The 15,999-nt window shown below is 60.3% G+C and carries 12 protein-coding genes and 1 pseudogene; 4 read left to right on the plus strand and 9 right to left on the minus strand.

Features of this window, described 5'->3' with window-relative positions; translation table 11 throughout:
* Window positions 1-292: 292 nt before the first annotated feature.
* The 5 genes from T281_RS11390 to T281_RS18300 are packed head-to-tail and all read right to left on the minus strand — an operon-like array spanning window position 293 to window position 6,603.
* On the minus strand, window positions 293-2,197 hold the full coding sequence (locus T281_RS11390; protein WP_037238764.1) for a bifunctional 2',3'-cyclic-nucleotide 2'-phosphodiesterase/3'-nucleotidase: 1,905 nt from the start codon (window positions 2,195-2,197) through the stop codon (window positions 293-295).
* Window positions 2,198-2,875, minus strand: a complete 678-nt coding sequence (locus tag T281_RS11395; protein WP_081796746.1) for a MotA/TolQ/ExbB proton channel family protein — start codon at window positions 2,873-2,875, stop codon at window positions 2,198-2,200.
* 2 nt (window positions 2,876-2,877) lie between these two features.
* Window positions 2,878-5,436 carry a TonB-dependent receptor gene (locus tag T281_RS11400; RefSeq protein ID WP_081796747.1) on the minus strand — a complete coding sequence of 853 codons (2,559 nt, stop codon included), beginning with the start codon at window positions 5,434-5,436 and terminating at the stop codon, window positions 2,878-2,880.
* Between the two features lie 29 nt (window positions 5,437-5,465).
* Window positions 5,466-6,128, minus strand: a complete 663-nt coding sequence (locus T281_RS18295) for an energy transducer TonB (protein WP_081796748.1) — start codon at window positions 6,126-6,128, stop codon at window positions 5,466-5,468.
* A gap of 7 nt (window positions 6,129-6,135) precedes the next feature.
* Window positions 6,136-6,603 carry an ExbD/TolR family protein gene (locus T281_RS18300; protein WP_245269224.1) on the minus strand — a complete coding sequence of 156 codons (468 nt, stop codon included), beginning with the start codon at window positions 6,601-6,603 and terminating at the stop codon, window positions 6,136-6,138.
* A 32-nt stretch (window positions 6,604-6,635) separates the two neighbouring features.
* Between T281_RS18300 and T281_RS19550 the strand changes: the two are divergent.
* The 3 genes and pseudogenes from T281_RS19550 to T281_RS11420 form a co-directional block, all read left to right on the plus strand.
* Window positions 6,636-6,788, plus strand: a pseudogene (locus T281_RS19550) (helix-turn-helix domain-containing protein); the annotation flags it as partial.
* A 209-nt stretch (window positions 6,789-6,997) separates the two neighbouring features.
* Complete coding sequence (locus tag T281_RS11415) at window positions 6,998-7,297, plus strand: hypothetical protein (RefSeq protein ID WP_037238776.1); 300 nt, start codon at window positions 6,998-7,000, stop codon at window positions 7,295-7,297.
* Complete coding sequence (locus tag T281_RS11420; protein ID WP_037238779.1) at window positions 7,297-7,728, plus strand: type II toxin-antitoxin system VapC family toxin; 432 nt, start codon at window positions 7,297-7,299, stop codon at window positions 7,726-7,728. The genes T281_RS11415 and T281_RS11420 overlap by 1 nt, the downstream gene beginning before the upstream one ends.
* Before the next feature lie 200 nt (window positions 7,729-7,928).
* On the opposite strand, the gene T281_RS17805 is transcribed toward T281_RS11420, so the two are convergent.
* The gene (locus tag T281_RS17805; RefSeq protein ID WP_052037403.1) at window positions 7,929-8,987 is read right to left on the minus strand and encodes a site-specific integrase; all 1,059 of its coding nucleotides are present in this window, start codon (window positions 8,985-8,987) and stop codon (window positions 7,929-7,931) included.
* A 33-nt stretch (window positions 8,988-9,020) separates the two neighbouring features.
* Between T281_RS17805 and T281_RS11430 the strand changes: the two genes are divergently transcribed.
* Window positions 9,021-9,419 carry a hypothetical protein gene (locus tag T281_RS11430; protein ID WP_037238783.1) on the plus strand — a complete coding sequence of 133 codons (399 nt, stop codon included), beginning with the start codon at window positions 9,021-9,023 and terminating at the stop codon, window positions 9,417-9,419.
* A gap of 901 nt (window positions 9,420-10,320) precedes the next feature.
* Here T281_RS11430 and T281_RS11440 read toward each other — a convergent pair.
* The 3 genes from T281_RS11440 to T281_RS18310 all read right to left on the minus strand — a co-directional run bounded on the left by T281_RS11440 (window position 10,321) and on the right by T281_RS18310 (window position 15,378).
* The gene (locus T281_RS11440; protein WP_155955215.1) at window positions 10,321-13,686 is read right to left on the minus strand and encodes a TonB-dependent receptor domain-containing protein; all 3,366 of its coding nucleotides are present in this window, start codon (window positions 13,684-13,686) and stop codon (window positions 10,321-10,323) included.
* 112 nt (window positions 13,687-13,798) lie between these two features.
* Entirely contained in the window at window positions 13,799-14,761 is a 963-nt protein-coding gene (locus T281_RS11445) for a FecR family protein (RefSeq protein ID WP_037238791.1), read from the minus strand.
* A 65-nt stretch (window positions 14,762-14,826) separates the two neighbouring features.
* Window positions 14,827-15,378: an RNA polymerase sigma factor gene (locus T281_RS18310; RefSeq protein WP_245269226.1), complete on the minus strand. Its 552-nt coding sequence runs from the start codon at window positions 15,376-15,378 to the stop codon at window positions 14,827-14,829.
* Window positions 15,379-15,999 lie beyond the last annotated feature (621 nt).

Raw genomic sequence — 15,999 nt, forward strand, 5'->3', positions numbered from 1 at the left:
CGACGGGTGCGGAGATTGTAGCCTAGCTCGAATGGGCAGCGCGCGTCTTCAATACGATCAACCCGTCGGGAGAAGGCCGCCAGCCGCTCGTCAGTCGGGAGCGGAAGCTTGAACTGATCGACCCAATTTCCGCCTGCCACCACTAACCCGTCATCCTGATCCACTTTTTGCGAACGGATTCATAGCCCGACTGCACAATAGACGATGTCCGGCTGCGTCATCTCGTGGGGTGTACGGACCTCACGGATTGGTGGCGGCACATCCCGGTAGCTTAAAAGTAGGAGCCGTTGGATCAAATCTCTCGCCCAAGAGACATCCCGACCCTCGCATAGCCGGGCTCTCCGTCGCCCAGGAGCACGAGTTCCTTGCTTCCCTCGATCAGCGGCACGGCCGCCTTGCCGGTGTCGAACCACACTTCAACCGGCCTTTCGGCAGGAGCAAACCGCCACGGCGTCGTGTCATGCACATGGACAGTCGGGCTCGCCCTGAAATAACGAAAGACTGCATCGCGGTTGGTATCCGGCGCCCGGAGCAAAATTTCTGCGTCCTTCAGCGCAGCAAAGCCGCCGCCGCCATCGGCTCGGTAGTTGTTGGTCACTACCGCGAACTCGCGCGTCAGGTCGAGGGGTTTTCCCTCAAAACGGACATCAGCGATGCGGCCCGACGGCTTGGTCACATTGATCGCGTAGGTGAGACCGGCAATCGTGTCGAAGTTGTAGGACGGGATTTTTCTGTTGACGAGCGGCTGCGAGCCTGCGGTGGACGGATCGATCGTATTGAACACGCGCGTCGCCCATTCGAGCCAGGCGACGATCTGGGCGCCCGTCGCCTTCACTACGGTAACGGTATTGCTGGAATAGATGTAGAGGTCGGCGACCGCGCGCATCGGCACCGGGCCTGCGGGGATGTCGATGAAACTGTCAGGCTTATAGCCCACGCGATAGGGCGCGGCGGCCGACAAAAGCGGCAACACGCCAAAGCCGGCAGCGGCAAGGAGCGGCTTGGCGTAAGCGATCTGCGCAGCGTTCACCAGCGCAGTCGTCGGATCGTATCCCGCCCACACGAAATAGCTATGGATCGGAGCGTCGAGCGCGCCCGCGGGCTGCTCGATCCAGCTCAACGTCCCCCGGTGCGCAGCTGCGATGGAGGCCGTCACCGCCCCATCGGCGGTGGTCAGTTCGTGAACCGTGCCGCCCTCGCGTCGGTAGATCGGACGGGCTTCGACATCAGCCTTCTCGACGATCCAGCGCTCGCCGTCACGCCTCAGGCCGAGGTCGATGACGCCGAGATGGCTACCCCAGAAGCCGGGCATCACCGCCGGCACGCCATGAAGCCGCCCCGCAACCGCGTCCACTCCGTCGGCGCTGGCGTAGTCCTTTCCCGGAAACACGCGATGGGCGTGCCCGAGGAGGATCGCGTCGATGCCCGGCACGGCGGCAAGATGAAGCGCGGCGTGCTCTTCGCCTTCCGCCCATGCGCCGGTTCCGATGCCCGAATGGCAGAGCGCGACCAACACATCGCATTTCGCCCTCAACTCGGGGACGAGGCGCCTCGCCGTCAGGACGATGTCGCTTGCCTCGACCTTGCCCTCAAGGCGCGCCTTGTCCCAAGACATGATCTGCGGCGGCAAGAAGCTGATAACGCCGATGCGCAACTCGTGCTCCGCGCCCGCCTCATCCTTGAAGACGCGCTTCAGAACGGTGTACGAAGGAAGGAACGGTGCACCGCCAGCGCGAACGACATTTGCGCAGACGAAGCTGAAAGGCGCGTTCTGGACCGTCGCCTCCAGAAAATCGAGGCCGTAATTGAATTCGTGGTTGCCGAGGCCCGCTGCGTCATAGCCGAGCGCCGTCATCGTAGCGACAAGCGGATGCGGCTCGGTGCCGGGCGGTTGCGCAGCGATATAGTCCGCGAGCGGGTTGCCTTGCAGAAAATCGCCGTTGTCAAACAGCAGCGCGTTCGGGCTTTCGCGTCGCGCCGCGCGGATGAGGGTCGCAACCCGCGTCAGGCCGACTGTCGGATCGGGCTTGGCGTGGTAGTAATCCCAATCCATCACGAACATATGCAGATCGGAGGTTTCGAGCAGGCGGATGCGCATGCGCGGACCAGAGTCTGCTGCGAGCGCGTCCGACAAGCCGAGGGTAGCGAGGTATGCCGCCGCGCCAAGGGCGGTGCGGCGGGTTATTGCGATGGTCAATTACGTCTCCTGCATTGCGGTTCGCAGTGTAGCGCCGCCTTCACCCACATGATCGGTTTGCGCCGCGTTGAGTGCAATCCTCACCTCAGATTCGGGTAGCGACTGGCTGCCAAGGATGAGGCGTTTGAACTCGTCGTTCAGGTGCCCCTCGACGCGGTGCAGGAGGTTCAGCCCGAGCAGCGCGTAAAGCGCGGTACCGATGCCGACCGCAGTTGCCACCAGTGCGGCGGCAATGCCACGGCTGACGGCGGCGGGATCGGAAATGCCGCCCGATGACAGCGCGTTGAACGTGTCCATGATGCCGAGGATCGTGCCGAGCAGGCCGAGAAGCGGTGCCGCCGTCACGATGGTGTCCAGCACCCACAGCCGCGCCTCGACCTTGCCGCTCACCCTGATGAATAGGCTGGCGGAAAGGTCTTCAAGCGCGTCGCGAGTCGCGCCGGGCGACCGAACCGCTCCGACATAGGTCGCGAGGCTCCGCGTGAGCAGGTCTCGCGAGCGGAATACGGTCGCAGGCACCGGTCCGGAGCCGTGGATCACGGCTCCGAGCTTTCTGGTGCGAAGGGCGAGCAGCCCGTAATAGACGAGCCGCTCGACCACCACGAAGGTGAGCACCACCACCGATCCGTAGAGGATGGTGATGCACAACTCGTGGAAATATGCCGTGTCGATATTCACTATTAGAGACCTGTGCTGAAGGTCACGAGGAACGAAGCGCCCTGGCCCTGGTAGTAGGTCGGAGCCGACGAAGAGATCGTCGAGCCATTCACGCCGGTCGTCGTCTTGGCGTTGTTCTTGATGCTGTAGACGCCGGTCAAATCATCCGTATTGGCGATATTGTAGATGTTCAGCTTGATTTCCGGACGCTTCAGCCAACCGAAGTTGTCGAACCGGTAGCCGATCATGGCGTCGACGCGGCCAAAGGAGTCGAGCGTCTCGTCGTTCATGAAGGTCGCGTATTGCGAGCCGATCCACTTGAAGCCGATGTTGCCGATGATGTGGTCGTCGTCATAGTCGAGCCCGAAACCGAACGAATAGTTCGGCGTGCCCGGCAGTTGCTTTCCGCTGGTACGAAGGTAGTCGTTCACCTTTGCGCCGCCACGCGTGCCGTATGCCCCAATCCCGTTGTCGAGCATCTCGGTGCGGATCAATTCGGCGGAGACATACGGCCGGAGATTATAGATCGGCCGCAGGCCAAGCTCGGCATTGATGCCGTAGTTGATGACATCGCCCGCATTTACTGTGACAAGTTGACTGGTGTTCGCGTCGTCATAGACGTTGGTCGAAACCTGGTAGTTCTGGAAAGTGCCATAGAACGCGGTGACCGAGGTCGCAAACGTCGAGCCCTGGTAGCGGTGGCCGATTTCGAAGGACTTGCCTTCTTCCATCGGAACCGTGGTGTTGGGGATGTAGACGCCCGCGGCCGTGAGCGTGTAGTTCGGCGGAGAACGGAAGGAGGTCGCAAAGTTCGCGAACACCGTGTTGTCGTTGTCGAGCTTGTAACGCACGCCCGCAGTCGGAAGCGTCGCCGTATCGTAGAGGCTCTGTTCGGTGCCGCCCGGCAGGTTGCTGTCCACAGTGCGGTTGACCCACACCTGCTTCGCGCCGTACATCACCGTCAGCTTGTCAGTCGCCTTCCAGGTGTCGCCCAGGAACACCATGTTGGTCATGGTATCCGTCTGGAAGTCGCGCGTCCTCTGGAGCATGCCAGTGGGACAGGTAGCGGTGTCGTATGTTTTCAGAATGGGGTTGAACCGGGTGCAGGTTCCGCCAGTTAGGCGAATACCACCAGCATCCGCGAAATAATCGGCGACCGTTCCATTTGCGTTTAGCGCGGCGTACGGATTTGTCTGATGATGCATCGCATATTCAAACCAGTGACCGGCGACGATTTGGTGATTACCGTAATCGTAGGTGAACTTGTTGATCACGCCGGGGCGATGCGTCTCGGTGATGGAAGGGTTGTAGTAACGGATCGTATCGGTTGTGTTACCATTGCCGTTGAGGTCGGCCCTGACCTTCATGTTGCCAAAGTCAAAGCTGCTCTCTGAGAGAGTGAACGTACCGCCACCGTTACCGTAGCCGTACCAGTAATACGGGATGGTGTCGAACTTCAGGTTCGAGTTGAGCGTGAAATTGGACGGAGCGCTCAGGATAAGATTCTTGAATGGATTGACCCTGTAGCCATAGTAGTTATTAGTGTTCGGTGTCGTGTTATAGCCCCACGTGCTGTAAGGCTGACCCGCTTGCGCCTTCGTCGGGGTTGCGTAGAAATTGTTCAGCGCGTCGTTGTAGATCGCGGCAAAGCGGATCGTGTTGCCGGGCGAAAGCTCCCACTTCGCCTTGAAGTCGATATGCTCGCGATCGTCGCTGCCCGGCCCGATCCAGTGATCCTTCGAGAGCTTCGAGTAGCTGACATAGGCGCTGACGCCGTTGATCTCGCCGGACTCGATGCGGGTGAAGGAGCGAAGCAGCGCGTCGGAACCGGCCGAGAAGGAAGCATACGCGCCTGCGTCCTTCGACGGGTCGCGCATATAGATGTTGATGACGCCGCCTGCGGAGCCGACATGCGGCGAGTCGAGGTCAGGCGACCCTTGCGCGATGGAGATCTGCTGGATGTTCTCGGAGTCGACGTATTCCTGCGGGTAGAGCGCATAGTTGCCCGAGTCGTTGACGGGCATGCCTTCGATGGTCATGCCGACGTGGTCCGAGTTGAAGCCACGCAGGCGGATGTTGCCGCCGTTGAGGCCGGTGTTGTCCGAACTCGACTGGATGACGCCCGGCAGAAGATTGATCATCTGATACGGGTTCGACGTCGGCGACTGCTTGTCGATGGCGTCGCGCGTCACGGTGGAGCGCGTCTTCGTCGCCTGTTCGAGGATCATGTAACCGCCGCCGATGTCCTGACGCGTCACGCCGCCGGGCGTAACCTTGACTTCGGTCGCCGCGCCCGTGCCGCCCGGAGCGGTTGCGGCCGCCGTGGTCTGGAGAAGCGCGCCATAGTCGGTCGGCGATGCGGTGAGGCCCGGCTGCGCCAGCGCAACGCTCGGACGCCTCACCGGCTCGGTCGCGTAAACCGTGCCGAAGCTCTGGGCGGTTGCCGGAGCGGCTGTCTGGCCTGACGGAGCCGGCTGATTGGCCGGCACCGGCGTCGAGGTAGTCTGGCCGTAAGCGACGCTTGAAAGCGCCGTGCTGAATAGTAACGTAGCGCTAACGCCACGCAGGATGGTCCCACGCATAATATTCCCCCAAAGTGCCCTATTGAAACTCAGTACGCTATGCTGCCCGATAGGATGCTGAACTCACTATTTTTCCCGCATCCAGACTTTAAAACACTTGCTTTCGCCGCCTCGTCTAAAATAGTCGAGCCGGAACTATTTACGATGATTACATCTCCAATCGCCCAAGATTGGACATGTAATTCGAGAACTACAGTACCGTGTGGTTTAAGCTTTCTGGCCTCCTTCGATGACGGATAGCGCGCGCTTTTCTGAAGGCATGTACGGAAGGCCGATGCCTCCTTTTCGCGCGCAGCCTCGCGTGCCTGTTGCTGCGCCGCCGCCACTCCATCGGGATCGACGAGCGGTTCCGGAGGGACGACAGAAGCTTCTTCCGTCGGTGTCGCCGCTGGAGTTTCCGCAATCGGTGCTGTTTCCTCGGGCGGTGGAGGCGGCGGAGGAGGAGGAGGAGGCGGTGTGACCTCCTCGGGCGGCTTGACCTCTTCCGAAGCAGGGGGCGGCGCGGCCGCACTCTCCTCCTTCGGTTGCTCTTTCGGCTCTTCCGGCGCGGCTTCGAGGGAAATCTCTACCGGCTCGCCTGGCCCCACAACCGGACCAGGAAGCGCTGGCTTCGAGTGAAGTACGAGCGCCGTCAGGACCGCGATGATGACGATCCCCGATGCGTTGCTGATGATTTCGGTGCGCTCGCCCATGCATGGGTCACTTCGGCCGAGCGACGATCTGAGCACTGGCGACGCCCGCCAGCTTCAGTGCGTCGAGAACGCTGACGACGTTTTGCAATGCGGCGCCCTCATCGCCTGCGATGACGACGACGAGTTTCTTGTTCGGCTCTTCGAGGGCTCGCAGGCGATCCGAAAGGTCGGCGATGTCGATTGGCTGCCCATCCAGGAAGATCTTGCCGTCGCGGTCTATGCCGACCATCGTGCGCTGGCGTTCCGTGACCTGATCTGGCGAAGCAGAACTCGGCGGCTTTATTTTAAGTCCGAGCGCGGGAAGGACGTTTATGCTTATGAGAACAAAGAAAACAAGAAGAAACATCATCACATCAATCATCGGAATGATCTCGATGCGTGCGTGTTGACGTCGTTTTTCTGGCCAATTTCTCATGCCCATTGCCGGTAAACCGGCTCCCACCTTCGTCCGACTGTAAAAATGCCTGAGGGGCATGACAGAGGTGTGAACGCAAGGGCCGGAAGCCGACCGCGCAGGCGAAATCGGCCGAGGTCGAGGCGCTGCTTAAGGCTGGCGTGTCTCCGACCGAGGTGGCGCGACGGCTCGGCATCGGGCGAAGCAGCGTGTATCGCATCGCCACCGACAAAGGCATCAAGGCCACGCCGAGCTATACGCAGTAGACCAGGCGCAGGTGTGTCCCACGCGGAAGACTGTGCATCTACCGCGTCTACTGAGCCGCTTCGGACGGCATTTTCTGGGAAAACTCGGCGATCCCCATGTGCGAGAATATGTCTACGAGGTTGTGCTTGCTCGGACGCCTGATTGCGCCCCCTTGTTGAATTGGCAGTTTCTGGCTATATTACCGGTTACATGAGAGAGGAAGCGCGCCATGACCAGCAGCTCACAGCGTCGAGCAATCAAGACCTACCGGTCGCGGCTTTCCGAGCGCGGCATCGCTCGTTTCGAGGTGCTCGGGCTCGACAAGGATCGTGACCTCATCCGCTCGCTGGCACGTCGTCTCGCGGAAGGCGGCCCGGAAGCATCGCGCCTTCGTGCCACCGTGGCGGAGAACCTTGGTGGCACCCCGAAAACAGGCGGCATTCTTGCAGCGTTGCGCCGCTCCCCGCTCGTCGGTGCGGATCTCGACCTTGAACGCAGCCGTGAGGACGGCCGCGCGGTCGATCTTTGATGCCCTGGCTGCTCGACACGAACATCATCTCCAATCTCGTCAAGCCCGCGCCGTCGGAAACGCTCATGGCGTGGATGGCCGAGCAGGCCGACGAAGACCTTTTCATCGCCTCGCTCACCATCGCGGAGATCTGGCGCGGCATCCTCGAGAAGCCCGAAGGCAAGCGCAGAGCGCAGCTCGAGGCGTGGTTCGAGGGAGCGGAGGGGCCTGCGGCCTTGTTCGCAGGCCGTGTTCTGCCGTTCGACGAGCGAGCGGCGATCGCATGGGCGAGGCTGATGGCGGACGGCAAGGCGGAAGGACGGCCGAGGAGTGCGCTCGACATGATCATCGCGGCCACTGCCGAGGTGAACGGCTGCGTCGTCGTCACGGACAACGAGAAGGATTTCGCAGGCATCGCGATCGTCAATCCGGTTCGGTCGGCAGCTCCGTAAAAACAGCACCGCAGCGACTTTAACGCCCATCATTTCTATAGGGCGCGCTCTCCTTCTGTCAGAAGGTTGCATCCACGTGTTGCTCTTTCCACGTGGGCGTCAGGCCAGGTGCGTTGCGGCTTCATCAGCCGTTCAAAAGGCGCACCTGGCGCGCGCGCCGCGCCCGCTCGTTACACTGTGTTTTTTGGAACCTCACTTCTTCACCAGCACCTCGACACTCGGATAATCGACGAGGGCCAGGCTTCAGCGAGCCGCTTGAGGCCGAAGCGTCTTACCATGTCCTTTGCGCCGTAACGGCGACCTACACCGCCAGTACCGGCGTGCCCGGTGAGCGCGTCGTGGACTTCTTCGCTGACACCCACCGACCTGAGCGCGTCCTTGAAGCCATGCCGGAAGGAGTGGAAGACACTTGCCGGGTTGGTAATGCCAATGGATCGGATGTAACGGCCGAACCATTTCGACCAGTGGTCGCCATAGCTGCCCTTTGGTCCTCTTGTGAGCGCCGAAAACAACCTCGCGTCGGCTCCCGCTTCCTTCTGTCGAGCCAAGATAAAAGCCAGGAAGCCAAGCTCGACCAGCTTTGGATGAAGAGGCACTACGCGCCGTGACGAAATGGTCTTCAAGCGACGGCCCTCCTCTTCGTTCTCCGAGAACTTGATGGCGGTGATGCCAGTCTCATCGTCCATCACAATGTCCCGAACTGTGAGAGGCGCGAGTTCGCCGAGCCGTGCCCCCGTGTAGAGCCCGAGAAGCGGCAGCCAATAGGCTGCGTCTCCACCGCCGCCGCGTGGCCGCTCGCCAGCCGAGAACACGGGAGATGCAAAGAGCCCGCGAAGATCTTCGGGCGTCCACGGCTCGCGATCTGATGGCTTGTCCTCGAGCAGCATGCGCGAGAACGGGTTGGTCCAGGGCGTGTCCTCCGGGATGAGCCCGTTGTCGTAAGCCCAGGTTGCCAGCGCTTGAAGAGCGGTGAGGATCTTGTTGACGGTGCCGACCGAAATCCGCTTTGCACCCTTATTCTTGGCCGCCCATTTCACGAGATCGGGAAGGGTGGCGTTGCGGAGTTGGCCCGAAACGCGCGCAGGCTTCACCTGGAGTGCCTCACGAAACTGGCGCACGTCGGAACGGGAAACGTCAACGATCACCTTGCTGCCGAAGAACTCGCCGAACAGCCTGATGGAGTAGGCGAACTCCTTGATGGTCGCCTCGGACTTCGTGCCACCTTTCTTCCAGCTCTCGAAAACCTCCTCGAAGGTCACGCCAGAGCGCTTCCGAGAGGCAGCCGATTGCGAGTGAACGGCGACGGGAGTTTGGAGGAGAGGCTCAGCTACATCCGGGGTGTCGACGACTTCACCGGCGTTGCGCTTCTGGATATCTTCAAGTGCCCGCAAATGAGCCTTCAGGACGGCAAAACCGAGCTGCCGATAAGAGAGACTACCTTTGTCGAGCTTGAGCCCGAACGCCTCCGCGAGTTCTTCAAGATCGTCCTCGACGAAGGCTATGTTGCCACGCGCTATCGCTGCTTTCGCCAGAGGCAGGACATATTCGATCGTCTCAACCGATTTCGCGAACTGTCGATCAGAGACGCCGTAAGCAGGCTTGAGACACGCCCGAACACCGACGCGTACACCTCGTCGGAGCCGTCGCCTTCGCGGCGGAGCTCTTCATCCTCCTCGAGAAGGCTCGCGTAATGGTAGGCGGCAATCTCATGAATCTCGGCGGCAGTCAGCACGCGCGCGAGTCGTTCATGAAGCGGCTTTCGCGCCTCGGCAACGACCGCGTCGAACTGCATTAGGATCGGTTGGCGGCGATGTTGGCTTCGCGCCAATCGCGCGTGCCGAGGGATCGCTTCAACCAGGAGAGCTTCGGCCTGTCGCTTCCCACGACCTGCGCGACGCGCTCTTCTAGCCCTTTTGGCACCTTCTGCCGGGCGGAATAGACGGGGAATTATGCACTTGACTGATTAGTCAAGTGCATAATTCCCCGCGTATCGCCATAGCCGCCTGCAGAAGAAAATCGGAGAAGCGCAGTATCTCCCGTTCGGCCATTGCCGGGGAGGCTTTCGCACTACCGACGACAGGGGATGGTGATCGGCTCCGCCATGCGCCCGCCTCTATGAGGAGATCGCCCACAACGAAGGTGCCTCTCGCTGCTTCGGTGACGAGCGAGCCCTGCATCGTTGCCTCGTGATAGACCGCGTCGATCGTATTGCGATGCAGTTTGAGCGCGCGGCCAGCGTTCGCGCGCCAGGAACAAGCTCATGGCAGAATGCGAGCGGCTGGAAAAGGAGTTCGGCCTCGTTCGCGAACCCGATCAGCTCGTCGAGGCGGCTTTTTTTCTTTGAGAAGGCCGCTCGGAATCACCAGCGCCACACCTTTCAGCACCGGCAGAGCTCAAATCTGGCGTTCTCGATCCAGTTCGGTTTGGCGCCGGGGGAGCCGCACCTGGCATTAACCCCACCGACGTTCACGCTTCGTCTCGTGGCGTGCACGTCAGGGCTGCGCCGCTCTGCTCCTCGGTTCGGGCTCAGGTGGCACGGTGTCTGAGGATGCTCGCGAGGGCTTCTCGCCCTCGCGGTCATGCAAGGCACTGTCAGAAGCGGTAGTTCAGGCCGATCTTCACCATGTGCAGATCTGCGTCGTTCGATGCCTTGCGACCGTTGACGGTATCCGACGAGCCCGGATAGGTCGTGGTGATGTTTTCTCTCTGCCCGCGACATGGCGGGGTATAATTGCTTGCGGAGCAGCGCGTGGTTACCGAATAGGTTTGCGTTACGCCAGCGCGGGCCTCGTCGAAAATGAAATCTTCCGCGCCAAAGTCCGCAAAGAGATACTCTCCCTTCAGCGACCAATTCCGGGAGAATGCATATTCCGCTCCCGCGCCTACTGTGAAGCCGGTGCGTACATTGTCGGCCTTTTCACTAAAAAATGTCTCTGTATAGTATCCGGCGGGATAGGATGAGGAAGCTATATTGGATCTATACTGCATACGCTCTTCGGTCTCTTTGAGGAAGGCGACGCCGCCTGTTCCATAGACGAACAGATTGTCGAAGGCGTAACCGGCGCGCGCGCGGAGGGTGGAGAGCCAATCGAACGTGTAGTCCGTCCGCGATTGCAGCATCTTACGGGTGGTGAGTATTTCTGCCTCGGTCGAAATCACCTCGCGATAATCTGCCATTGGCGTGCGGGAGAAATCTGCCTCGACGCCCAATACGATGCCGTTGCCGAACTGGTAATTGTAGCCGACCTGTGCGCCGCCGAGGATGTTGGCGAGATCCTGATCGGCGGATTCCTGCGTCGCGTTCGTCGTGACAGTGCCATCGGCGGCGGTGGTCGTCCCCTTTGTGGTGCCGTAGCCGTAGCCGAGGTGGGCGCCGAGATAAAAGCCGGTCCAAGGCATGCCGGGATCGCCGTCCGGCCCATCGCCAAATACCCACGGAAGCGGCTCTGAACTGCCGAGCTTCGCCGTGAGACTGGCGCTGATCACGCGGCCCGGTGCCGGCATGTCGGTATTGTTCAGCGCATCCACGTAATACGCATCGAACAGGTTCTGGACGCCCACATCGACTGTTACCGAATCGTTTAGCTTCACTTGGGCGAAGAGATCGACGACCGTGTAAGGGGCCCAAACTTTTGTGGTCCAGAAATAGCTCGAATCCGGCACCAGCGGCGCGAGACGCTGGCTCATGTAGGTGACGCGGCCGCCGATCGTGGCGCGCTCATCCCAGAAATGCACGCCCGCCTTCACCGATGTCGACCATTTCGGGGGCATCTGGTTGGCAAGGTAATCCGCCTGCTTCGTGTAATTCATGCATGTACCGTTTTTCAGGCACGCCTCGAAGTCGGTATAGTAATTGAAGCCGAAATCGAGAAAGCCGAGCTTCGAACTGTACCCGCCGGAGAGTTCGACGCCCTGAAAGCGCACGTGATCGTAGTTGAATAGGCGCATATACGACCAGTTATAAAATTCGCGGCCGATATAGTCGTTTGTGGTGTTGTCAAAATAGGCGAGCTTTAGACGCGCCTTGTCGCCTTCGAGGAAGATGCTGTTCTTCAAAATATTGGTGCCGACCTCGAAATTGCTGGCCTCCTCGGCCTTGACATCGGGGTTGAACATAGCGTCTCCACGGATGAAGCTGGTCTCCCGCAAGCTGGGCGGACGTATGCCCGTGGAATACTGGCCAAACAGCTGCCAGCCCGGCAGCGGGGTGACAGTCACGCCGGCGCTGGGGCTGACGCCTTGACCCGTGTAGCCCGTATAAGCGGGGCCGGTGTAGTTATAGGTGGTGCTGCCCTTGAAGGTCGTATCGTATGTCAGAAATTCGACACCGGTTTCCAGCGCAAGCCATGGGAGCGGTTCCAATTTCGCCTTCGCAAAAGCGGTGGCGATTTCGCGGTCGGCGTTGGGAGCCAGGGCCCATGCTTGCACCGCGTCGACGTTGCTCGTGGGTCTCGCCATTTCCAGCGCGTAAGTGCCTCCGTACCGCAGGGAAAGGGGCAGTTCCGCCAGCGACAGCCGCGACGTGTTTTCAATGTCGACGCCGAAATTGCGCGCCTGCTGTTCGAGAACGCCGGTGCTGCTTAACAGAGCGTATACATTTCTCTCGTCGGTGTTCGATGCATAGGCATTGGCCCTGAAATCGACGAGGTCGTCATCTGCGGGCTTGTAGCGGTATCGCGTGGTGAATTGATTGAGCTTTACTGAACTTAACGGAAGCTGCCACGTGACGTTATTACCCGAGGAGATCACAGACGGCGACACCTCGCCAAAATCGTTTCCGTAGTAAAGATACCCGAATTGAAGCTCGTGGCCGTCCGCCGGTCGTACGGTTGCTTTCAGAAGGCCCGAAGTGACATCCTCCGAGGTGTTGTAGACTTGCTGGCCGTAGCCATAGTTGGACAGCTTCTTCTGTTGGCCGTTGTAATCGAGCGAGGTGAGATCGCCCTCGGTGCCTGAGAAATAGTTGCCGGTCTTGCGCCGCACGAACGCCGCGACGATGTCGACATTATCCTGCCGCGAGGCCACGGCGACGCTCCCGTTTCCGGCGATTTTCCCCTCGCCATAGTCTGCCGCTGTCGCGCCGATGCTGGGCGAGAGGCTATTGGTATTGAGGCCACCTTTAACGCGCACGCCATAGGTGTCGCCGTCCTTGAGGATGTCGGAAACGCCGAGCGTTTGCATGGCGACCGTGCCGCCGATCGCGCCGCTCGCTCCTCCGTCCGGTCCCTTGGTGATGGTGACGCCGCCGATGAGGTCCGGGTCGACATATGTTCGGCTGTCGACGCCCGAATAGCCTCGGTAGGTGGAGGTTGCTTGCTGCGAGCCATCGATGGTAGTGGCCACGCGATTCATGCCCTGAAGCCCGCGTATGTTGGGATCGATTGCGGCGCCATTGTTGCTCGACCCGGAGATGACGCCGGGCGTGCCCTGGAGTATCGCTCCCGACGTAAGGCCGGGAAAGCGGTTCAGATCCTCCGCCGTGATGACACTTGTGCTTCCTCGCGTCTCATAAGGCAGATCCGCCGACACGCCGCCGCTCGAACCGCCTGTGACGTCAATCGTGTCGAGTTGAACCGCACCGTCAGGCGAGGAGGAGGCACCGGCCGATGGATCATAAATCCTTACGGTGTTTGACCCGGTGAATGTGTAGCCGAGGCCCGTTCCGGCCAGAAGCTGCGCCACGGCGTTCTGCGGCGTCTGCTGGCCGCTCACACCGTGCGTTACCTTGCCGCTTGTGAGAGAACTCGAATAAACGAGCCGGAGATTTGCCTGCCGGCCAAGGGCGAGCAGCGCGCTTTCAAGCGCTCCCGCCGGCACGGAAAGTCTGCTCGATGCCGATTGCTGTTGCGCTGGCGACGGCGCCGAAAGTGCGACGCTACCGGTCAGAATCAGCGACCCGGCCATAACAGCGCGCACGCGCTTGCCCTGTCTCCGCGCAGAGACATTTTTGACTGCCATTTAGCCCCACCAACTTCATGCTTGCCCAGCGGGGTGCGTGTTGCCCAACGCACCGCCTCATCTGGTAAGAGCAAAAAGAGGGGCTGCCTCCTGACGTACTTGTTGAAAAAAATTAGGGCGTGCGCGATCGCACGATCACCATCAGTCCCGTCAAGCGCGTCACGGTCACCGGAAGCGTCGTCTCGATTTCGCGCAGGGCTTCTTCCGTATCCTTGAGGTCGAAAATGCCTGAAACCCTGCTTCCCGCAGCGGCCTCGTCGAGAATGAAAATCCGTCCTTTCCGATAACGTTCGAGCGTGTCCAGCACGTCTTTCAGGGGGCGGTTCGAGAAGACAAGCTTTCCCGCGCGCCAAGCCGTGGTGCTGCCGACATCGGCGGGTCGGACCGTGACTTTGCCCTCTGCGTTCAAAGCGGCTTCATGGCCAGCGTCGACGGTGACCCTTTCCGAGCCGGTGCGCACGTCCACGCGCCCTTCCTCCACCTGAATGTCGCCGTGGAAACCGCCCGTCGCGGTGCGGACGCTGTAGCGCGTGCCGATGGCAACGGCCGAAATGGTGCCATCCTCGACCGTGAACGGGCGCGCCGGATTCTTTGCTACATCGAAAAAGGCTTCGCCCCGAAGCACCTTCACGCGGCGAGCTTTCTCGGAATAGGAGACGGAAATAGCGGTATCCGTATTGAGATCGACCCGAGTGCCGTCTTCCAGCGCGACCATTCTCACTTCGCCGACAGACGTGGAGTGATCGGCCCTCAGTCGGTCAAGCAATCCGATCTGATGCATGGATAGGAAGACGAAGGCGACAACCGCGAAGCCCATCGCCCGAGCGGCGGCGGTTCTGCGGCGAGTGCGCGCCAACTTTTTCAGTCGGTCTGACGGAATCGGGACATCCCTGAGTTCGCCCCACAAACGCCGGTACATGCCATGGGCTTCGCGGTGAGCGGGATCGAGAGCAAGCCATTCGGCGAATTGCTTGTGGTCTTCCTCGGTCGCATCGCTCGATTGCAGCCTCGCGACCCATCCGGCCGCGTCCTCGGCGATGCGATCCTTGTCCTTCCATGCGCGCTTGTTCGACATGCAGGTTCTGAGGTCTTTCCGAAACAGAGGTGAAAGCGGCCATGCAGGGCACAGCAAAGCGAAGTTCAAGCTATATACTTAAAAAGCTCCGCCCGAACCTTTGCGCATTGAATCAGCGCCTTGATGATATGTTTTTCGACCATATTTCGCGAAATGCCGAGCCGAGCGGCGATCTCACCATTCGACATACCGTGCAAGCGACTGAGGATGAAGACTTCCTGACACCGATTAGGAAGTGCCTCAATGGCCTTTGCCAGCAAAAGGAGACACTGGCGCCCGTTCACGATGCGCTCCTGCGAGGGTGCATCCAAAGGCTGATCGAAGCCATCTTCGGCCGGAAGGAAGAGCCGAGACTCGGCGACAGTGCGCGCGCCAGACCGGCTCGCGACAGACTTTGCTATCTGGAACAGATAGGCTTGCGGGTTATCGATGATGGTCTTTTGCGGCGCTTCCAGAAACCGCAGGAACGTCTCCTGGGTCGCGTCGGCGGCGTCATTTGGGTTGCGCAGCCGACGCAGGAAAAAACCGCGCAGGCGTGGCTCTTCCGTGCGATGGAGGTCACGGACCACAATTCCGAAGGCTGAAGGTTGCAGACTGGGCAAAACAAGCTCACGCAACAGGAATATTGATCGAACGGCGATGCGGTAACCGATACACTCGGAAGACCGTCTGTGTCGCCAGCATCTTCACTCAAAATCAGTCGGGTTTTACCTGCAACATGAATGATTTAGATCGCCTCTAATCTATCCGAGCGTCGCCCGGGGAAGCATAACGCGCAAGCGTGCTTAGTTATTGATATCGTGTCACTTTGTAAAAAAGGGACAGGTTGAATGAGCGAGGGTGCATCCCGGAAGGCGTCTCGCTGATTGTTTGCGGCAGTTGCACGATGGCCACGGACGACGCTTCGGCTGAACGGTTTCGGCGCACCTGCAACTCCTACGGATGGCAAAGGAGGAACGGACTGCTGGAAGACTTGCCCTCGCGCTCGAAGTGCGGCTGCCACGCAAGTGATTAAGTCCGTACCCGATGCGGTTCTGCCGTATCGATTTGCCGCTTCCACGGACTGCTCGGCACCCGCCCGTATATCAACAATCTCTGCCAAACTGGCGTACCCCATTTGCCGTTGATGCGCAGCATGCCCCTTTAACTCAAGGTGCCGCCTTCCCCTTGGTATAGCTTTTCACCCAGCCGATGAATCGCGCATCCTCATCGCGAGCGGCGTCCTTATCCTTGGCCTA

Source organism: Rhodomicrobium udaipurense JA643 (assembly GCF_000636015.1).
Lineage (GTDB): Bacteria > Pseudomonadota > Alphaproteobacteria > Rhizobiales > Rhodomicrobiaceae > Rhodomicrobium > Rhodomicrobium udaipurense.